This is a genomic window from Chryseobacterium sp. MDT2-18 (assembly GCF_030815285.1).
Lineage (GTDB): Bacteria > Bacteroidota > Bacteroidia > Flavobacteriales > Weeksellaceae > Kaistella > Kaistella salivictor.
In genome coordinates, this window is record NZ_JAUSWQ010000011.1 from 61,925 (window position 1) to 81,850 (window position 19,926).

General features: G+C 37.3%; 24 protein-coding genes. 4 read left to right on the forward strand and 20 right to left on the reverse strand.

Annotated elements, in window-relative coordinates:
* Nucleotides 1-84: 84 nt before the first annotated feature.
* Together QF004_RS11455 and QF004_RS11460 are read left to right on the forward strand one after the other, a co-directional pair.
* Nucleotides 85-456, forward strand: coding sequence for a hypothetical protein (locus QF004_RS11455; RefSeq protein ID WP_133438533.1), 372 nt, complete (start codon nucleotides 85-87; stop codon nucleotides 454-456).
* Nucleotides 453-944: a hypothetical protein gene (locus tag QF004_RS11460; protein WP_307426421.1), complete on the forward strand. Its 492-nt coding sequence runs from the start codon at nucleotides 453-455 to the stop codon at nucleotides 942-944. Before QF004_RS11455 ends, QF004_RS11460 begins: the two co-directional genes overlap by 4 nt.
* 72 nt (nucleotides 945-1,016) lie before the next feature.
* On the opposite strand, the gene mazG is transcribed toward QF004_RS11460, so the two are convergent.
* The 4 genes from mazG to ruvX form a co-directional block, all read right to left on the reverse strand.
* Complete coding sequence (gene mazG, locus QF004_RS11465) at nucleotides 1,017-1,787, reverse strand: nucleoside triphosphate pyrophosphohydrolase (RefSeq protein WP_307426425.1); 771 nt, start codon at nucleotides 1,785-1,787, stop codon at nucleotides 1,017-1,019.
* A 173-nt stretch (nucleotides 1,788-1,960) separates the two neighbouring features.
* A complete protein-coding gene (locus tag QF004_RS11470) occupies nucleotides 1,961-2,512 on the reverse strand; it encodes a DUF5606 domain-containing protein (RefSeq protein ID WP_133438538.1) in 552 nt (183 codons plus the stop codon).
* 58 nt (nucleotides 2,513-2,570) lie between these two features.
* The gene (def, locus tag QF004_RS11475) at nucleotides 2,571-3,143 is read right to left on the reverse strand and encodes a peptide deformylase (RefSeq protein ID WP_133438539.1); all 573 of its coding nucleotides are present in this window, start codon (nucleotides 3,141-3,143) and stop codon (nucleotides 2,571-2,573) included.
* On the reverse strand, nucleotides 3,140-3,556 hold the full coding sequence (gene ruvX / locus QF004_RS11480; protein ID WP_133438540.1) for a Holliday junction resolvase RuvX: 417 nt from the start codon (nucleotides 3,554-3,556) through the stop codon (nucleotides 3,140-3,142). Before ruvX ends, def begins: the two co-directional genes overlap by 4 nt.
* A 144-nt stretch (nucleotides 3,557-3,700) precedes the next feature.
* Between ruvX and QF004_RS11485 the strand changes: the two genes are divergently transcribed.
* The gene (locus QF004_RS11485; protein WP_133438541.1) at nucleotides 3,701-4,741 is read left to right on the forward strand and encodes a zinc-dependent alcohol dehydrogenase family protein; all 1,041 of its coding nucleotides are present in this window, start codon (nucleotides 3,701-3,703) and stop codon (nucleotides 4,739-4,741) included.
* Between the two features lie 95 nt (nucleotides 4,742-4,836).
* Entirely contained in the window at nucleotides 4,837-5,313 is a 477-nt protein-coding gene (locus QF004_RS11490) for a histidine phosphatase family protein (protein ID WP_133438542.1), read from the forward strand.
* A gap of 131 nt (nucleotides 5,314-5,444) precedes the next feature.
* Here the strand turns inward: QF004_RS11490 and gcvP are convergent, their stop codons facing one another.
* The 16 genes from gcvP to QF004_RS11570 all read right to left on the reverse strand — a co-directional run bounded on the left by gcvP (nucleotide 5,445) and on the right by QF004_RS11570 (nucleotide 19,898).
* Complete coding sequence (gene gcvP, locus QF004_RS11495; RefSeq protein WP_307426431.1) at nucleotides 5,445-8,303, reverse strand: aminomethyl-transferring glycine dehydrogenase; 2,859 nt, start codon at nucleotides 8,301-8,303, stop codon at nucleotides 5,445-5,447.
* 400 nt (nucleotides 8,304-8,703) lie between these two features.
* On the reverse strand, nucleotides 8,704-9,354 hold the full coding sequence (locus QF004_RS11500; RefSeq protein WP_133438544.1) for a DnaJ domain-containing protein: 651 nt from the start codon (nucleotides 9,352-9,354) through the stop codon (nucleotides 8,704-8,706).
* Nucleotides 9,355-9,562: 208 nt separating this feature from the next.
* Complete coding sequence (locus QF004_RS11505) at nucleotides 9,563-9,802, reverse strand: hypothetical protein (protein ID WP_133438545.1); 240 nt, start codon at nucleotides 9,800-9,802, stop codon at nucleotides 9,563-9,565.
* A gap of 224 nt (nucleotides 9,803-10,026) precedes the next feature.
* Nucleotides 10,027-10,470, reverse strand: a complete 444-nt coding sequence (locus QF004_RS11510; protein ID WP_133438546.1) for an SRPBCC domain-containing protein — start codon at nucleotides 10,468-10,470, stop codon at nucleotides 10,027-10,029.
* Between the two features lie 17 nt (nucleotides 10,471-10,487).
* Complete coding sequence (locus tag QF004_RS11515; RefSeq protein WP_133438547.1) at nucleotides 10,488-10,913, reverse strand: SRPBCC domain-containing protein; 426 nt, start codon at nucleotides 10,911-10,913, stop codon at nucleotides 10,488-10,490.
* Between the two features lie 17 nt (nucleotides 10,914-10,930).
* Nucleotides 10,931-11,797, reverse strand: a complete 867-nt coding sequence (locus tag QF004_RS11520) for a VOC family protein (protein ID WP_307426434.1) — start codon at nucleotides 11,795-11,797, stop codon at nucleotides 10,931-10,933.
* A gap of 32 nt (nucleotides 11,798-11,829) precedes the next feature.
* Nucleotides 11,830-12,243, reverse strand: a complete 414-nt coding sequence (locus QF004_RS11525) for an SRPBCC domain-containing protein (protein ID WP_307426436.1) — start codon at nucleotides 12,241-12,243, stop codon at nucleotides 11,830-11,832.
* A 62-nt stretch (nucleotides 12,244-12,305) separates the two neighbouring features.
* Nucleotides 12,306-12,719, reverse strand: coding sequence for an SRPBCC domain-containing protein (locus QF004_RS11530; RefSeq protein WP_307426439.1), 414 nt, complete (start codon nucleotides 12,717-12,719; stop codon nucleotides 12,306-12,308).
* A gap of 90 nt (nucleotides 12,720-12,809) precedes the next feature.
* Nucleotides 12,810-13,307, reverse strand: coding sequence for a thiol peroxidase (gene tpx / locus QF004_RS11535; protein ID WP_307426442.1), 498 nt, complete (start codon nucleotides 13,305-13,307; stop codon nucleotides 12,810-12,812).
* Nucleotides 13,308-13,410: 103 nt separating this feature from the next.
* Entirely contained in the window at nucleotides 13,411-13,896 is a 486-nt protein-coding gene (locus tag QF004_RS11540) for a thioredoxin family protein (protein WP_307426445.1), read from the reverse strand.
* A 4-nt stretch (nucleotides 13,897-13,900) separates the two neighbouring features.
* Nucleotides 13,901-16,186, reverse strand: a complete 2,286-nt coding sequence (locus QF004_RS11545; protein ID WP_307426447.1) for a TonB-dependent receptor — start codon at nucleotides 16,184-16,186, stop codon at nucleotides 13,901-13,903.
* A 152-nt stretch (nucleotides 16,187-16,338) separates the two neighbouring features.
* A complete protein-coding gene (locus QF004_RS11550) occupies nucleotides 16,339-16,776 on the reverse strand; it encodes an META domain-containing protein (protein WP_307426450.1) in 438 nt (145 codons plus the stop codon).
* Between the two features lie 197 nt (nucleotides 16,777-16,973).
* Nucleotides 16,974-17,546 (reverse strand): pentapeptide repeat-containing protein, encoded by a 573-nt coding sequence (locus tag QF004_RS11555; RefSeq protein ID WP_307426453.1) that lies wholly within the window; start codon nucleotides 17,544-17,546, stop codon nucleotides 16,974-16,976.
* Nucleotides 17,547-17,614: 68 nt separating this feature from the next.
* Nucleotides 17,615-18,589 carry a 23S rRNA (adenine(1618)-N(6))-methyltransferase RlmF gene (gene rlmF / locus QF004_RS11560; protein WP_307426456.1) on the reverse strand — a complete coding sequence of 325 codons (975 nt, stop codon included), beginning with the start codon at nucleotides 18,587-18,589 and terminating at the stop codon, nucleotides 17,615-17,617.
* A gap of 219 nt (nucleotides 18,590-18,808) precedes the next feature.
* Nucleotides 18,809-19,246 (reverse strand): carboxymuconolactone decarboxylase family protein, encoded by a 438-nt coding sequence (locus tag QF004_RS11565; protein ID WP_307426459.1) that lies wholly within the window; start codon nucleotides 19,244-19,246, stop codon nucleotides 18,809-18,811.
* Between the two features lie 142 nt (nucleotides 19,247-19,388).
* Nucleotides 19,389-19,898, reverse strand: a complete 510-nt coding sequence (locus QF004_RS11570) for a GNAT family N-acetyltransferase (protein ID WP_307426461.1) — start codon at nucleotides 19,896-19,898, stop codon at nucleotides 19,389-19,391.
* Between the last annotated feature and the right edge of the window lie 28 nt (nucleotides 19,899-19,926).

Below are 19,926 nucleotides of genomic sequence, written 5' to 3' on the forward strand. Positions count from 1 at the left end.
TTGATTTCTTGTGTTTCAGACTGATTATAAATTCTTTAATTAAAGAACATCAATTATTAAACGTATATTTATGTATTTACAATTATGAAAAAAACAATACTCCTCATCTTCCTTCTCCTGTTCGGATTTCTGACACTTTTCATGAGCAGTTCAGTCTTATTTGACTGGTTTGGGATCAGAGCAAAAGAAGGCAATTTCGTTCCGTTCATCGTTTGGGCGAACTGGCTTTGTGGAATGCTTTATTTGATTACTGCCTATGCCATTTTCAAAAATAAAATTTGGGCAAAAGTCCCTTTAATCATTTCATTAATAATTCTGGTTTTGGCTTATATCGGCTTATTTATTCACATTAATAATGGGGGAATATTTGAAACAAAAACCGTGGGAGCGATGGCTTTCAGAATTTTAGTATCCGCACTATTTTTATACATCATAACGAAAATTTCAAAAAAATGAAAAAACTATTTGTATCTGCAATCCTCGGATTAGCAATCGTAATTTCCTGTGAGAAGAAACAGGAGGAAAGCGTACACCAGGAGAAAACAGCGACAGAGCAATCCGCTGCTGACGAACATGCAACAGAAAATAAGGAAAAATCTGATGACCATGACGATCATGTAAAACTGGAATTAAACAACGGCGCAAAATGGGCTGCGAATGCAGAAATGAAACCTTTCATCTCCGAGATGGAAACCCAGCTTAATGCGTACCAACCGGAAAACAGTGACTATAAAATGTTGGCGGCTCACCTGAGTGCCACAAACGATAATCTTGTGAAAAGCTGCACGATGACAGGAAGACCTCACGAGATGCTCCACGCCTGGCTTGCTCCTCACATGAAAGAAATAGAAAAACTGAAAAAAGCTGAAAACCGAGAAGAAGCCAATCACATCGTTGGCGAGCTCAAAGAATCGATGGAGAGATACCATCAGTATTTTAATTAAATAATTTCATATAAACCTTCAGAAAACTCTGAAGGTTTTTTTAATTTTTCCTGAATATCAGTTCAGTGCAGCCTATTGACCCAATAGTTTAGCTTCTTCCCAAAGTTCATCCATTTGCTCCAGACTTAAATCTGCTAAACTGATATTTTTTGTGAGTGCCAGATTCTCCATTTTCTGAAATCTGCCGATGAATTTGTTATTGGTTCTTTCTAAAGCCGAATCAGGATTGATCCCTAAAATTCTGGCGTAATTAATGAGCGAGAAAAAAACATCACCCAACTCTGATTCTTTTTTATCCAGATCGGTTTCAGCGTGGAATTCCGCGAGTTCCTCATCTACTTTTTTCCAGGCATCTTCGGCGTTGGCAAATTCAAAACCGATTCCTTTTACTTTATCCTGAATCCGGTACGCTTTTATCAAACTCGGAGTTCCTTTCGTCACGCCAGAAAGTACGGATTTGTTGCCTTCTTTCAGTTTCAGTTTTTCCCAGTTTTGTTTCACTTCTTCTTCATCCTTCACCTCAAGATTACCATAAATATGAGGATGGCGAAAAATAAGTTTTTCATTTAAAGAATTAATGACATCTGCGATATCAAAACTTCCTTTCTCAGATCCGATTTTTGCATAAAAAACCAGGTGAAGTAAAACATCTCCCAACTCCTTTTTGATCTCCGGCAAATCCTCTTCCAGCAAAGCATCAGAAAGTTCATAGACTTCTTCCAAAGTCAAGTGCCGAAGAGTATGCAAAGTCTGTTTCTGATCCCACGGACATTTTTCGCGCAGATCATTCATGATATCGAGTAAGCGGTCGAAAGCGGCTAATTGTTCTGCTCTGGAGTTCATGGGGTGTTGGATGTTAGATGATGGATGTTGGATGTTGGATGTTGAATGTTGAATGTTGGATGCAAATTTAGTTTAAATAAAAAAACTTCGACAAAAATTTAATTCCTTGTCGAAGCAGATTTATTGTAATGGAAAAAATTATTGCAATATGCTGATTACAGATTGCGGCTGTTTTACCCCATTTTTCGGTGTGTACTTTTCGGCGCTGATTTGGCTGATGAAGTAGAAGCTTTTGCTTTCGGAGTAGTTGCTTTCTCTGTTTTTGGAGCTGCTTTTTTAGTTTCCTTTTTTTCTGCGATTGCAGGTTCTTCTTCGGCCGCTGCCTCTGGTTTAACAAAACTTTCCGGCGTAATATATCCCGCTTTGTGAAGGATGTTATACCACTGAGCCAATTTTTTGATGTCGGAAACATATACTCTTTCCTTGTCATAATTGGGCAGCGATGTAGACATCAGCGCGCGCAAATCCTCTTCGGAAGATTTATGAGAAATCGTTTCTTTATACTCTTCGTTTTTTGCCAAGTTTTCGAAAACTTCAAACAAAGGAACTTCATTGTCACTAGTAAACATCGCGATATTATCGAGCAAGCTTACTTGTGAAGAATTAGAAATACTGACTTTTTTCTTGGTCAGTACATCTTCGATGATAAATCCGTTTTTCAACTGCGAAATCAACTTATAAAGTCCTGGTTTCCCGGAAATTGATATTATTTTCTCTAACTTCATTTTTTTAATATTTGTTTGAATTTTATTTTTAACTGGATCCGATTTTTAGCTGGATTATTTATTTCGGAAATCTCATTTTATAAGTCACGGAGACATCTCCATGGGAAATCTTCATCAGTTTCCCTTTTACTAATTTTTTCTTTAATGAACTCAAATGATCGGTAAACAGAATTCCTTCGATATGATCATATTCATGTTGAATCACACGGGCTCTCATGTCTGAAAAAGTGTCGGTATGTTTAACGAAATTTTCGTCATAATATTCGATCAGGATTGTTTCTTTTCTTTTCACATCCTCACGCACATCGGGAATTGAGAGGCAACCTTCATTGAATTTCCATTCTTCGCCACTTTCTTCCAGGATTTTTGCGTTGATAAAAACCTTTCTGAAATCCTTCAGTTCATCGGCAATATCTGCATAATCCTCGTCTTCTGCCAACGGAGAAACATCTACTACAAAAAGGCGTATATCCAGACCAACTTGCGGTGCTGCCAAACCTATGCCGTTTGCGCTGTGCATGGTTTCGAACATATTGTCCACTAAAGATTTCAGTTCCGGATAATCTTTGTTGATTTCGTGGCAATGTTTTCTTAATACAGCATCTCCAAATGCTCTTATCGGTAATATCATTTCTGTTTCTGTTCTAAATAATTTTGCAATATCAGGGTTGCACTTACTTTATCGATCAATCCTTTTTCTTCTCTTTTCTTCTTGGTTTTCCCACTTTGTGAGATAAAAAAAGAAGCCATTTTCGAGGTAAAACGTTCATCAAAACGATCTACTCCTACGGTCGGAAATTCGGTTTTGAATTTTTCTATAAACTTCAAAATATGAACTTCCACTTCGTTTAAATTTCCTTTTAAATCAGTGGGAAGGCCTACTACGATTTGCTCTACCTTGTTTTCACTAAAATACTTTTTTAAAAATAAAAAAACATCTTTGGTGGCAACAGTATCCAAACCACTGGCAATGATCTGCATATCATCGGTGACCGCAATACCGCACCGGGCTTTTCCATAATCAATTGCTAAGATTTGTGACATTGGGTGCAAATTTACAAATATTTGTCTTTGCGTACAATATTTAAAAAAGTAGTGATTAAAATCATTTCTTTTTTAGGAAAAGTCACCGGTAATCTTTCTACCTTTAATAAGGCAAAAAATGCCTCACTAATAATCACATTCATTATGAAAGCTTTAGTATTTAAAGGACCCGGACAAAAAGACCTCGTCGATTGTCCGATGCCGGTGATAAAAGAATCAACCGACGTGATTGTAAAAATGGTAAAATCTACCATTTGCGGAACAGACCTTCATATTTTAAAAGGCGATGTTCCAGAAGTAACTCCGGGAAGAATCCTGGGACATGAAGGAATTGGTATTGTAGAAGAAGTCGGAAGTTCCGTCATCAGCTTCAAAAAAGGAGATAAAGTATTGATTTCCTGCATTACCTCCTGTGGAAAATGCTCGAATTGCAAAAAACAACTCTATGCCCATTGTTCTGATGGCGGCTGGATTTTAGGACATTTAATCGACGGTACCCAGGCGGAATATGTACGCATTCCTCACGGTGACAATTCGCTTTATCCGCTGCCACCAGATATAAATGAAGAAGGAGCAGTGATGCTGAGTGATATCTTACCCACCGGTTTTGAAATCGGTGTACTGAACGGAAAAGTAAGTCCCGGCGATACTGTGGCTATCGTTGGTGCAGGACCTATCGGATTTGCAGCACTGCTTACGGCACAGTTTTTTGCTCCTTCAAAAATCATTATGATTGATGTGGACCAGGAAAGACTGGAACTTTCAAAAAGTTTTGGTGCCACCGATATTATCAACAGCGGAGCCGGTAATGCCGTAGAAGCCGTGAAAAAAATCGTCGGCGAACAGGGAGTTGATGTCGCCATAGAAGCGGTGGGCATCCCGGCTACTTTTGACATTTGCCAGAAAATCCTGAAACCCGGTGCTCACCTTGCTAACGTAGGCGTACACGGAAAACCTGTGGAACTGCATATCGAAGAACTATGGATCAGAAACGTAACCATTACCATGGGACTGGTTTGTACCAATACGACACCGATGCTTCTGAAAAATGTAGAAAGCAAAAGACTGCAACCCGAGAAACTCATTACCCACCGTTTCGATTTCAAAGACATGATCCGTGCGTATGAAGTGTTCGGTAATGCCGCAAAAGAAAAAGCACTGAAAGTCATTATTAATTTTAACTGATTTTTTAAAAATGTTTAATTTTTCACTTTAAAAAAGGGGAAGTAAGCTCACTTCTCCTTTTTTTTATTTAATTTTAGTCTCCGAAAAAAAACCAAATGAAAACACTGATTCTTGTCCGCCATGCTAAAAGCGACTGGCCTGAAAACACCGAAGATTTCGACCGGCCACTTGCTGAAAAAGGGATACATGATGCCGAGAAAATGTCTCATTTTCTGAAAGAAAAAAACATTGAAATCGATAAATTCTTCACCAGTCCTGCTTTACGGGCATTTTCAACATGTGAAATTTTCAACAAAGAATATAATATTGAAATCGAGACCATTCAGAAGCTGTATAATGCATCCGACACTAATTTCGAAAATATCACGCTGGGATTAGATGACCACTTGGACAAGGTCGCAATGTTTTCTCACAATAACGGCATCTCGAATTTTGCCAACACCATGTCTGATGATATGCTTATCTTCCCAACTGGCGGTGTTGCGGGTTTTGAAATAGACTGTGATTCCTGGTCTGATTTTCATTCTGCCAATAAAAAACTGATCTTCTTTTATGACCCGAAGAACATTTAAATCATCTACCGAAAAACATCAATGAAAATTGAACGATCCGGTTAAGGTGGTGAAAACAATTTCTGTAAAATTTACCTATAAAAAAATTCCTGAAGATGATCTTCAGGAATTTTATTTTTATTTCTATTTAATTACATATAACTTTCAATCGGTGCACAGGTACACACCAGATTTCTGTCGCCGTACGCTTCATCAACACGGGAAACCGACGCGAAGAATTTGTGATCACGAACCCAATCCAATGGATAAGCAGCTTTTTCGCGGCTGTACGGTCGGTCCCACGTATCTGAAATCACGACCTGTTCTGTATGTGGCGCGTTTTTCAAAACATTGTTTGCGGTGTCATACTTTCCTTCTGCGATTTCATCAATCTCTCTTTTTATTGAAATTAATGCTTCTGCAAAACGGTCCAATTCTGATTTACTTTCGGATTCAGTTGGTTCAATCATTAAAGTTCCTGCAACCGGGAAACTTACTGTTGGAGCGTGGTAACCGTAATCCATCAAACGTTTTGCGATATCCGCAACTTCAATTCCCAGTGGTTTAAACTGGCGGAAATCGATGATACATTCGTGGGCAACTCTGCCTTTCTCATTCGAATAAAGTACCGGGAAATGCTCGCCCAGAACTTCTTTTAAATAGTTGGCGTTAAGAATCGCATGACCGGTCGCCTTTTTCAAACCAAACGTTCCCAGCATTTTGATATAGGCGTAAGAAATATTCAGCACTAAAGAAGAGCCGTAAGGCGCACCGGAAATAGCGTCGATAGACTCTTTGGTTCCGATTTTAATATTAGGATTGCTCGGTAAAAATTTCACCAAATGCTCTGCCACACAGATTGGGCCAACTCCGGGACCACCGCCACCGTGAGGAATCGCAAAGGTTTTGTGTAAGTTCAGGTGACAAACATCGGCACCAATATTTCCAGGCGACGTGTAACCAACCTGTGCATTCATATTCGCACCATCCATATAAATCTGTCCACCGTGGGAATGAATTAAATCTGTTATTTCAATGATATTATCATCAAAGAAACCGTAGGTTGACGGATAAGTAATCATCACTGCGGCGAGATTTTCACTGTGCAGTTCGGCTTTTGCTTTTAAATCTTCGAAATCGATTTCACCGCTTTCCAGATTTTTCACCACCACTACTTTCATGCCCGCAAGCACTGCGGACGCGGGATTTGTTCCGTGAGCGGATTGTGGAATCAAAGCGATATTCCGGTGACCTTCGCCACGGGATTTATGATATTCGCGAATCACCATTAACCCTGCATATTCGCCTTGCGCACCAGAATTTGGCTGCAAAGATGTTCCTGCAAAACCTGTGATTTCTGCTAAATCTTTTTCTAATTCTTTAATTAAGATTTGATAACCTCCGGCTTGTTCAACGGGCACAAACGGATGAACACTTCCCCATTCTGCCCACGACAACGGTAACATTTGGGTTGCGGCATTCAGCTTCATCGTACAGGAACCAAGTGAAATCATTGACTGCGTCAAAGAAAGATCTTTTTTTTCCAAGCGTTTGATGTATCTCATTAATTCGGTTTCCGTATGGTATCTGTTGAAAACTTCTTCTTTAAGAATTTCGTCTGCTCTTAAAAACTCCTGTGGAATTTGAACTTCTTCTTTAAAAGTTAATTTGAAACTTTGTTTGTCTAAAAATCCTGCAAAAGCATCAAAAAGATACTGAACTTTGGCCGTCGTAGAAGATTCGTTTAAAGAAACACTTACAATTCCTTCCGAGAAATAATTAAGGTTGATTTTTCGGTCACGCATCATTCTCATTAAACGACTTTTATCGTCTTCATTAATTCTGAATTTTACGGTATCGAAAATTGGTCCTTCTACCACTTTATAACCCAAAGTTGCCAGTCCGTCTCGCAAAGCAACCGCTTTGAAATGGATTTGGTCAGCAATGAAATTCAAACCTTTCGGGCCGTGGTAAACAGCGTACATTCCAGCCATAACCGCCAAAAGAACCTGTGCGGTACAGATATTAGAAGTTGCTTTTTCTCTCTTAATATGTTGTTCTCTGGTTTGAAGCGCCATTCTCAAAGCTCTCTTTCCGTAAGCATCCTGAGAAACTCCGATAATTCGGCCGGGAAGATCACGTTTGTATTCGTCTTTACAGGCAAAAAATGCAGCGTGAGGACCACCATAGCCCATCGGAATTCCGAAACGTTGGGTCGTTCCAACTGCGCAATCTGCGCCCATATCTGCCGGTGATTTCAGTTTCACCAAAGACATCGGATCACAGGCAACAACTACTTGTAATTCAAATTCTTTATACTGTTGAATGTTTTCTGAATAGTCGATAATCATTCCGTTTTTCCCCGGATACTGCAAAATAACACCAAAAAAAGACCCGTCGAACTGATGCGTTTGGTGATCACCAACAATCACCTCGATTCCTAAACCTTCTGCTTTTGTTTTCAAAACAGCCAACGTTTGCGGGAATACTAAATCTGAAACGAAGAATTTTTGAGCTCCGGCTTTTTTCTGTGTTTTTGTTCTGCTCTCAAAGAACATGTGCATGGCTTCGGCAGCGGCAGTAGATTCATCTAAAAGGGAAGCATTCGCTAATTTAAAACCGGTCAAATCACAAACCACCGTCTGGAAGTTTAATAATGCCTCCAATCTCCCTTGAGCAATTTCTGCCTGGTAAGGCGTATAAGCAGTGTACCAGGACGGATTTTCCAAAATATTGCGTTGGATGACACTTGGCAAAACAGTGTTGTGATATCCGAAACCGATATAGTTATCGAACATTAAGTTTTTTGCAGCCAATTCTTTGGAATGCGCTAACATTTCCTGCTCCGAAAGTGGATCCGAAATATCGAGCTCTTTCTGCAATCGAATCGAATCCGGAATGGTCTGACCAATTAATTCTTCAATACTTGCAACGCCTACTTTCTCTAACATCGCTTGTGTATCGGCTTCATTCAAGGAAATGTGACGATTTACAAATTGTGTGGTATTCATATATTTTTACTAGATTTTTTCTGAAATAAAGGTTCGTAAAAATACAAATTTTTGCGCATTACCACAATTGATAAATCTCATTTAATTAAGATCATAGACCGCTTTGCTGATAGACAAAAGATAAAATACTCTAATTGCGAAAAAAAACTCTAATCGCCTGAAGAATACTTTTAAATTTCCACGTTCCTTATTTTGATTTATTCTAAATTAGATTTATATTTGCAGCATGAACGGTCAAATTATCCCTTTTAAAGTATCACCACTGATGCCCTTTAGCGAAATTAAAGAGGAATTAACCTGTGGTAAAAAGAATTGCTGTAAAAAATTTAAGAAAGGAAAACGATGTAAGAAATGTCCCGGCCGGCTTAAAATGGTTTAGAAAAAACCATCGGATTTCTTTTTAATTAAAGAAATTCTCCCACAATATGATAATGACAATCAGCATCATAATGAGTGCGATGATGATCCGGATCAACCTCGGAATACCATGCGGATTAATGGATGTCGGGTTTTCGGGTTTAAATAGATTTTCGACATCATTTCTAAATTCCTCGCTTTTATTCTCATAGATTTCGGTGATTGTAATTCCCTGCACCACCGTTTTATTCAACAGCGAATTGGTCACGTGCAATAACAACTGAAATTTCCCGTCCTGAAATTCCGTGATTCGGATTACTTTCTCGCCATATCCTTTCTGCAGGCCAAATGGCAACACTTTTACAATATCTGCATTTTGAGTCTGCCACGAAATAATCACTTCCTCCCCTTTTTGAACCCTCACTTTATTCGCCGAAAAAAATTTAATTGATGGTGGAAGATTCGGCCGGTAACTTCTTTGCTGATGACTTAGATTATCATCGTAAATTCTGCGTTTCTCAGCATCAATTAACATTTCGTACGCTTCCTTAATTTCCATGAAACGGGTTTCGAAAAAATGATCATCGGGATTTTTATCGGGATGGTATTTTAAAGAGAGTTTACGGTACGCTTTTTTGATGTCTTCTTCTGAAGCATTTTCTTTAACACCGAGAAAATAATAGTAATTTTTCATTCCAGTTTAAAAACGTTTTCCAAACGTAATTTGGTGAGCAAAAGTAAGGATTTTAAAAATTAATTATTCCAAAAAAAATCAAATCTGCTGTAATAATAAGTATCTGCGTAAGGTAAAACATAGAGAGAAGATCAAAAAAGTGCAGAAGAAATAATTCTCTGCACTTACAATAATTTAGTGTGAAATGAGATGGGATTTAAGATTCACTTCATTTTTTACAGCATTCCGACTCATATTGATTTTTAATTTTATTCTTCATTTCCAAATATTTTTCGTCATCCATTTCCCGAATTTTGTCAACAACACCAAAAGCCGTTTTTTCTTTGATTCCATATTCCTCAAGAATAGCTTTCATGGCTTTTCTTCTTTGATACATTTTGTTTGCTACCATGACCAAACCTAGTACAGCGAAAGCTCCAAGAGCCGTTTTTACATTTGAATTTTTCATTTTTTGAAATTTAAAATTTACGTTGAACTGATTTTCTAAAAAATAATGACCTCCTTTTTACTTTAAATATTTATTCTTTTTTAAAGTTACCGGAACCATTTTTTTTTTGACAGAGAATCAACTGAAAATTCACTTTAAATAAATTTTGTAATTTTTATTATGTTCAAAAAGCAGCAATCATTATTCCACAATAAACAAAGCAGATATAAAACTGATATTCTTTTCTATTCTTTTTCAGCCAGCTTTTTAAGCATTGCGAAACCTTCATTAAAACCTTTATTCATCGCATCTTCATTTTCATTGCTGACATGAACAGTCGCCGTGAGTTGGGTGGTATTTTCGTCAATCGCCCGCAGAAAATATTTTTCTTCGGCACCACTCCAGTCTTTAACTTCCCTGGTATACGTATCTTCTACACCATCTCTGACTGTTCCAAGATGCCTGAAAATAACTTCATTGGGCTCGTCTAAACTTTCAATGGTTGACACCATTCCTTCACCTTTCTGATTGGTAAAATAGGTTTTGCCACCGACTTTCCAGTCGGATTTCATCTGCGAACCTGGCGTAAAAAACTGCGTCCATATCGGATAGGTTTCCGGGCTCCAGAGTAAATCCCAAACTTTCTGAATCGGCGCACTGATATGAATTTCGTAATCTAAAGTTTCCATGGTTTTGCGTTTTAAAATTATTGCTCTTCCGAAAGTTCTTTTATCTTTTCAAAATTTTTCGGATATTTAGTATTGAAGAAATCAACAAATTCATCCAGCGAATTTACCCTTCCTATTAAAAGGGTTTTGTTTTCATAGGGTTCTAAAAAATAACTGATGGTCGAGTCTTCCCAGTCCTGAGGACTGAGTTCACCATCGAAAATCCATCCCAGATGTTTCATGCTGAGCTCCCGGTTGGGAATGTTTTTGATCACCTTATTATACATTCCATTATTTTTGGGATCGAGAAATTTCATCACGCTTCCCTCTTCCCAGGTTCCCTCGAAATAGGTTCCCTCATTCATCGCAGAAGCCCATTTTTGGTAAGCATCCTGAGTAAAAAGCACTTCCCAAACTTTTTCAGGAGTGGCATTAATCTGTATTTTGAACTCTAATAATCTCACTTCTGTTCATTTTATTTTTAAGAATTATAAGCCTCTTCTAACTTGGAAATTTCAATTTTCTGCATGCCCATCATTGCTTCTACGACTTTTTGCGCTTTCACAGGATCATCGAAATCATTCATCAATTCTAATAATCTTTTAGGGACAATTTGCCAGCTGACGCCGAACTGATCTTTTAACCAACCACACATTGATTCCCGGCCACCGTCTGCAATAAGTGAATTCCACAAATGATCGGTCTCCACTTGATTGGCAGTCATCACAACAATTGAAATTCCTTCATTAAAATCAAACTGATGATCGTAAGAATTATCCATACAGAAGAGCGAGTAATCATCAATTACAAAATGACCATGCTGTATATTTTCTGGATTTTCCTGACTTTTCCCGCCGATTCCTTCCCCATATTTCAGTACACTTTCTATTCTGGAATTGGGGAAAATTCCGGTGTAAAACTCCATCGCTTTCATCGCTTTTCCATTATTCTGATGAATGAACATCAAGGTAGGAATTATTTTCTGACCACTTTTTTTGTCCGTCAGATTGATCTGCCAGGTTACGCCAAACCGGTCACGGACCCAACCGTATTTTTTAGACCACGGATATTCGCCCAAATCCATCAAAATGATGCCGTCTTGAGAAATATTTTCCCAGTATTTCTGAACTTCCTCTACGGTTTCAGAAAGAACCATGAAAGAGATAGAAGCGTTTTTTTCGAATTGCGATCCGCCGTTGAGAAACATTAATTTCTGCCCGAACAGTTCGATATTTAAAACAACCGGAGTATCAGCGGTAATTTTTCCACCAAAGGTTTCACAGTAAAAATCAGCGGCTTCTTTTCCATCACCGTTGAACCAAAGACAGGGAAATATAGTATTGTTCATATTCTTGAATTAAAAAAACGCTATAAAATTTATTAATTATTTTCAACGTATTTATGAAAACGGTCTAAAATTGCGTAATAACCTACTCTTTGCATTTCAGTGGAATATTGCTCTTCCGGTTCGAAAACTTCGACAACTTCAGTGGTGGTTTCATCAATTTTATTAAAATAAACTTCGATTGTTCTGCCATCCCTTAAAATACTTTTCACATATTCCAAATCTCTGATTTCAACGATTTGGCCGGAAAAATCATAACCGAAACTTTTATCTTTATATTCCAGGCGATAATCAAAGGATCCGCCTTCGCGAAAATCGATCACCGCTTTGGGGCAATGCCAGTTCGGTGTGGTAAAGTTCCATTTCATAATATGCTTTGCATTGTAAAAATAATCCCATACTTTTTGAATGGGTTTTAGAATGGTAATGTTTATCGTTATAGGCTCCATAGATTATTTTTTATAAAAATACGGAATAATTTTTAAAATTTCATCCAGAGCAGTCTTTGCGGTTAATAATTCTCTACATATTTATGAAAATTATCCAGAATGGCATACCAACCTTCCCTTTGCATGGGCTCTGGCTGGCCCGGATCCGGTTCAAATATTTCGGTCACTGTGGTCGTATTTTGATCAACAATTTCAAATAGCACCTCTACTTTTCTGCCATCTTCCAAATGGTATTTTATATTTTCCAAAGGAGCAACCTCATCGTAGATTCCTTTAAAATCAAAACCGAAACTCTGGTCTTTTGCTTCCATTCTATAGTTGAATTCGCCACCGATCTGTAAATCATTTTCGGCTTTGGAGCAAGTCCATTCATCACTTGCGAAATTCCACTGGGTGATATGTTCGGGTTGGGTGAAAAGTTCCCAAACGGTTGAAACGGGTTTTAGAATAGTTATTTCAATTTTTATTGAATCCATTATTTAAATATTTAAAGTTAAAAATTTTCGGTATAAATAAAAAAACTTGCCAGTTTATTACTGACAAGTTTTATGATTGGTTTTTACAATTTACTTTAAAGCATTCAAAGCTGCTTCGTAATTAGGTTCCTGTGCAATTTCGGGAACCTGTTCGGTATATATTACTTTTCCGTTTTCATCAGCCACAATTACGGCACGGCTCAAAAGATCTTGCATTGGGGAATCGGAAATTTTCACTCCGAAATCATCTCCAAAAGAGCCCCGGTAATCTGATAAACTTACCACGTGATCCAGACCTTCTGCTGCACAGAAGCGGTTCAGTGCAAAAGGCAAATCTTTGGAAACATTGATCACCACAGTATTTTCTAATCCTCCTGCTTCTTCATTAAATTTTCTCGCAGAAGCTGCACAAACACCGGTATCAATACTTGGAAAGATATTGAAAATCTTCTTTTTGCCGGAAAAATCATCATTGGTCTTTTCTTTTAAATCCACATTGATCAGTTTAAAATTTTTCAACGTGGTTCCTATTTCTGGCAAGTTACCGACTGTGTGAACCGGATTGCCCTGTAATGTAATATCTGCCATAATTTCAATTATTTATATTCATTCAAAATTAGGGAAAATTTAACCAAGATCCGAACAATGAAAGTTAAATTAATCTTAATTAACCTTCTGTTTCCATAAATATTTAGTCATCATTTATTTTTTTTAATAATTTAAGTATTTCTGCGGCAGTTAAAAAACCAGTGTATTGCAATACAATTTCATTCTTTGGATTTAAAATCACCAAAGTCGGATAAGAAAGCTGTCCATCAATATTACCTAACGAGTCAGCCAATTGGTGATGACCTGTATTTATCCCTGTTGGCTGGTATTTAAAAACAGTTCCTGCAAAGTAAATTTCTGCTTTTTCTTCACCATTAATATCCACAAAATAGAAGTTTTCATTTAAGATTTTCTGTACTTCTTCATCTTTAAAAGTAGCGTTTTGCATCGCTTGACAGTAGTTGCACCAGTCGGTATGAACAAAAACCACTACGGTTTTCTGTTCGGTTTTCTGCAATTCTTCTGCACGTTCCAACGGATGCTTTTTCGTTTGTGAAAACGTCATCATTAAGCCCCAAAAAATTAAGACAACAGAACTTGATTTTTGAAAAGTTGATAGTGGTTTCATGATTTTATTTAAACGTAAATCTAACTCCGAGAAAAGAACGGATTCCCTGATTGGGCGCGTACACATAATTGGGATCAAACGTTAAGGCATAAGGATTATCGGGTGTTGCGACCACTTGGCCACTGGAATCAAATTTTACCTGTTTGTTAAAAGGATCGTTGGCTCTGGAAATAATAAACGGGGTTCCCTTATTCGGCGTCCAGTTTAAAATATTTTTAACACCAGCATAGATTTCAAATTTCTGAAAACCCTCATAAGTAAACTGAATATTCTGAATACTCCACCACGGTGAATACCGTTTTCTGGGATCTAATTGCCCTAACAAAGGTAAACGCATGGGACTAGAGATATTTCCCGTATAATCGATGGCCGTTTTCCATGCTCTTATTTTATAGGAAACCGCCCAGATCCCCATGAATTTCTCTGTTAAAATCTGATGTTCTGTGATTCCGTTGTCGGTGATGGTATTTTCCATTGCTGTTCCACCCATAATAAACTTTAAACCATTCGCAAAATTAAGATTGGCATTTAAACTAAATCCTTTGCTGACTGCATTTCCACCAATATTATCATAGATGATTTGAGACGTGTTGGTTTCGTAATCGGGAACGATTCTGTTGGTAAAATAAGTGTAAAAAGCACTCGCATCCAAAGCAATATGAGAGCCTGAACCGAAATACATTTTTTTAGTGTAATTAAGGTTGATGTTATAAGATTTTTCAGGTTTCAAATCGTTTAAAACCACAACATTTCTCGCCCCGGTTAAAGCAGCATGATCTTCGGTAAAAAGGTTCACCACACGAAATCCCGTTCCCGCATTAAGTCTTAAAATATTATTCTGATCGACAGACCATTTATAAGCCATTCGCGGTGTAAAAATATTTCTGTGGATATTATTATAATCGTATCTGAAACCTAAAAGCAACTGATGATTTTCTGCTAAACGGATTTCATCCTGAATAAAAACTCCGGGAAGATAAGTTTTTTCGGGTTTGTTTTCGCCCAGAATCGTTGAAGTTCCGGCCGTATTGTCGTCATAATAAGTATATCGCATCGCTGCACCAAAAAGCAGATCATGATTTCCTGCTTTTTTATCCCAATTCAGCTGACTGAAGGCAATTTTTTGGTTCGCGATATAAAATGTTTCCCCGTAACGGCTGTCCTGATCATGATTTACAAAAGAAAATCCCAAAAAAATTTTCTCATTGACAGGCAACTGGTAGCTTCCAAAAAATTCGGTACGGCTGGTGTAAATACTTTCACCATAAATCTCATCACCTCCACGATAGGATTTATTCCAGCGCATATCGCCGCCCCAACGTTCTTCATACATATATCTTGTAGCTATGGAAAACAGCCGGTTTTCTTTCCGTTGGAAATTCCATTTCTGGAAAAGGGAAATTCGATCCTGTAAAGTGACATCGGTAAAATTGTCGTTGTTATTATCGATTTTATTTTGATAATTAAAGTAATTAATTCCGGTGAGGACTTTTGCTTTTTTACCTGCATTGAATTTAAAACCGACATCCAAATTGTATTCGCCCCAAGTGGTCGAAAAAAGATCGGCACTAAACAACGGCGCAGTGTGCGGGTTTTTCGTGATCACATTGATCAAGCCACCAACCGCTTCGCTTCCGTAAAGAGAAGACGCAGGGCCTTTTACAATTTCAATTCTTTCTACCAAAGAATTAGGAATCCCAGACATTCCGTAAACAGTTCCGAGAGAACTGACGATCGGCATCCCATCAATCAAAACCATGGTATATGGACCTTCCAAACCATTGATGTGAATATCTCCGGTGGAACAGATATTACAATTCAGCTGTGGTCTTACGCCATTTACATTTTGTAAAGCATCGAAAATATTGGGTGTTGGGTTTTTCTTAAAATAAGCCGGAGAATAAACTTCTATCGTGACCGGACTGTCCGATCTTCTTACCGATTTCAGCGTTCCGGTGATTACGACATCTTCAATATCAGAACCTCTGTCGGTGGGTTTTAAATTAATATCTAAAGTTAAACTGTCATTTTCTTTGATGACCACCTCTTTGTAAAAAGGCTGAAAATCATTTAATTTCACTCTTACTTTATAGTGGCCCGATGGAATTTCGCTAAATCTAAAAACGCCCGAACTGTCCGAAAATGTAGAATAATCTGTTCCTTCCAGATCAACACCGACGGCAGGTTTTAGAATTCCTCCTCCTGTAATTTGCCCTGTAATGGATGAATGTTGCGCAAAGTAAAAACCTGTTGCTATCAAACATCCAAAAGATAATAATCTTCTTTTCATTAAAATATATTTAAGTTATAATGGCAAAACTACAAAAGTTAGTCTAATCTAACAATTAAAATAGGAGAAATTATCCCCTATTTTTAAACCAAAAAAAGCAAGAAATTAATCTTGCTTTTTTTTGGTTTGAATGATCTTTAAAGAAAATATCATTATTGTTTTTTTATCATTGATTTTTTAAATCTCATCATGACAACGTCGTTCATCAAAAGTTCCAATTTACCTTCGTCAGTAATTCTGTAACTGGTAATCCCTTTCATCCCTTTTAAGAAAAACACTTCGCCGTCACCACAATATCTCAGGGTAGTGATACCGGGATCAGCAAACGAAATCTTATTCCCATTCAACTTAAAGTCGGTGTTATAACCATTGCAACCTGTTGTTCCGTTAACCGTGTTTGTTGATTTATTGAAAGTAACCGCAGGTTTTTCATCCGGAAATAATCCCTGGAAAGCAATTCTGGGTCCGGTGATATATTCCAGTTCCCATGCGTTATTATACAATTTTGAACTGTCGCCAAACGTATTGGTAGAACATGAAACTACGAATAAGGAAATTAATGCGATTAAAAACAGAGTGTGCTTTTTCATAATGATAGTATTTGATTTAAGTTAAATTACAGAATCATTCTTTTTTCTAAAATAAAATGATGATTCTGTAAACGGTAGCTTGCAATAACTATGCTAGTAAAAAAGAAAAAAAAGAAAAACCCAGAAAGTTTTTCCTATATAATCAATAATGAATTGAAAACAAACATATTAAACGATTGTTTAATTTTTAAAAAAAATTATTCCTGAATGACAATATCATATTTGTCCAGCAGTCCGGAAATTCCCAGGACTGAAAATTTCGCCTTTTTGAGACGGTTATTTTCAGGATCCATGGAATAATTGTAAGCAGTTCGAAAATCTGCTTTTTCTAAAATACTGTGTACAAAAATAGCCTGTGCAAGATCGCAGTTGTCAAAAATAACACCGGTTAAGTTGGATTCTGAAAAATCGATTTCCCGTAACTGACAATTTCTAAAGATGGTTTTTTTGATATTCATCTGAAAAAAAGTAGAGTGATTCAATTGGCAGTTTTCAAAAGAAAAAGAAAGTCCAAAATCATTACACATTTCAAACTGAAGGCCGAGCATTTTACAGCCTTTGAACTTCACCTCCCGCAAAACCGTTCCGTGCAGCAGCGCCATGCTCCAGTTGCAATCCCGGAATTCACAGTCAACAAATTTAAATTCAGTAAGATTTACCTCCTCAAAATTGCAGTTCGTGAAAAGGCAGTTTTCATATTCACCTTTAATTAAAGGTTTTTGTGTGAAATCTATTTTGTGAAAAGTTTGGTCGTGTAAGTTATAAGACATGAATCTTTTTGTTAATGCTTAAATCACTGCTAATTATCAAACAGATGAAACGAAAAAAAGCTAATATCCTATCTATCTTCTGTTTTTCTCCATCTCATTTCCCGCCACTCTTTTTGCTCTTCTTTCGACAGGAAAGACCACGCGATAATTCGACTCGATTTATTGCCTGTTCCGATGGGAATGGTTTTAATTTGGGCAACTTCCATTTCATTTAAGGCTTTATAAATCCCTTTCAGATTCGATTGTTTTGACACCAAAGTCGAAAACCAAAAACAGTTCTCTGCAAATTTCTGACTTTCGGTAATCATATCGTGAATGAACCTGGATTCGCCTCCTTCACAAATCAATTCACTGCTGATGCCGCCAAAATTAAGTGCAGGTCTTTCTATTTTTTTACCTTTTAGATTTTTCACTTTTCGATGACTTCCTTTTTGGGCTTCCTCAGTGGAAGAATGAAAGGGAGGATTGCACATCGAGAAGTCTATTTTCTCCCCGTTACTTAAAATTCCTTCAAAAAAAGCTTTCGGATTTTCCTGTAAACGGACTTCGATTTTCCCTTCCAACGATGGATTTGAAGTGACAATATTATTTGAGGATTCAGCAGACTGCGGATCAATATCTGACCCAATAAAATCCCAGCCATATTCTGAAACCCCGATGACCGGATAAATACAACTCGCGCCAACACCAATATCTAAAACTTTGATATTATCACCTTCCGGCAAATCACCAAAATTACTTTGACCTAACAAATCCGCCATATAATGCAGATAATCGGCTCTACCGGGAATGGGCGGACATAAATTTTCATCCGGGAAATCCCAGTTTTTTATTCCGTAATAATAATTCAGTAAAGCTTTATTGAGCAATTTTACCGCTACAGGATTTGCAAAATCAACCGATTCCGTACCATATTTATTAACCGTAATGTGTTCTGCCAATTCAGGAACCGCTATTTTCAGGGCATCTAAATCATATCTTTCGCGATTTTTATTTCGGATATGAAGTCTTATTTTTTCTTGTGTATTTTTTTCTGTTGACATAATTGATGTTGATTTCTTGGCTGAGATTCAGTGGAACTCACCTCTTAATTCTTAATTTGCAAAGAACGAAAAAAGCAGGTTGGAAACCTAACAATCTTAGTCAGTACTTTTCTCTTCACTCGTTTATTTCGGAAAATTTATAATTTTCCTGCGAATGTGCAATTCCGTTTCTTGAAACTATTCGAAACCAATGCGACTGATATGTATTTAAAAAAGCGATTAATCTAAAGGTGTTCTTGTAGTAATCGCTATTCTGTTCCAACCATTGATGGCGACAACTGCCATGATGACCGCAGCCAATTCATTGGGTGTTAAATGTTCTTCGGCATTTTTATAAACCGGATCTGGAACATGACCTTCTGTAATCAAGGTCATCGCTTCTGTTAACGCCAAAACTGCCCTTTCTTTCTCTGTAAAAAGGTCGGTTTCCCGCCAGGCATCCAATAAAAATAATCTTTGTGAGGTTTCACCCAATTTCATAGCGTCACGCGTATGCATATTAATGCAGAATGCGCAGCCATTTATTTGCGAGGCTCTGGTTTTAATAAGTTCGTAAAGCATCTTATCCAAACCACTTTGGGCAAGATATTTTTCAAGTCCGATCATGGCTGCGTACGCCTTGGGATCTACTTTTGAGATATTTATTCTGGTTTCCATTATTGAATATTTTATATGTTTTCATCTCAAAAAAAACTACTGTTTTACTTAAAAAGGTAGAAAGAAGCTGAAGATTTCGGATTCAATACCTTGTAAATGAAACTAAATAATTAAAAATCTCCTCAAGCAAATCGATTGATTATTACAGTTTGATCTCAAAATAACACACGTCGGCATTTTGATAATGTTCCTGCAGGTCAGAAGAATCTTTTAACTTTTTCATTCCTAAAAAATTGAATCCGCAATTTTTATAATGACTGATTAAGCGATCGTTTTGTCCACAGGTATCCATTCTTACAAATTTTTTATTTTCTTTTTCGGCAAATTCTTTTGACCAGTCGGCGATGATCTTCACAAAATTATTTCCTCTGAAATCAGGATTCGTCGCGATCCGGTGCAGGTAGATGGCATCATTGTTTTCCCGCTCCTCCCAAATCTGCGGATCATTATAAGTAATCGCCCAAATGCAGGCAATTTTATTATCAATGATTAACTTGAACTGCCGGTTTTCCAGTACTTCAGTCGCAATAAAATCTTTATCAAATTCCGGCCAGACATTTCCGGGAAAGGTGATTTTTTGATAATCGGTTGCGAATTTATAAAGTCTGAAAATTTCGGGGATATCGTCTAAAACGCTGTTTGTTATGATCATTATTTAAGGTGAAATTTAACTTCTTTTC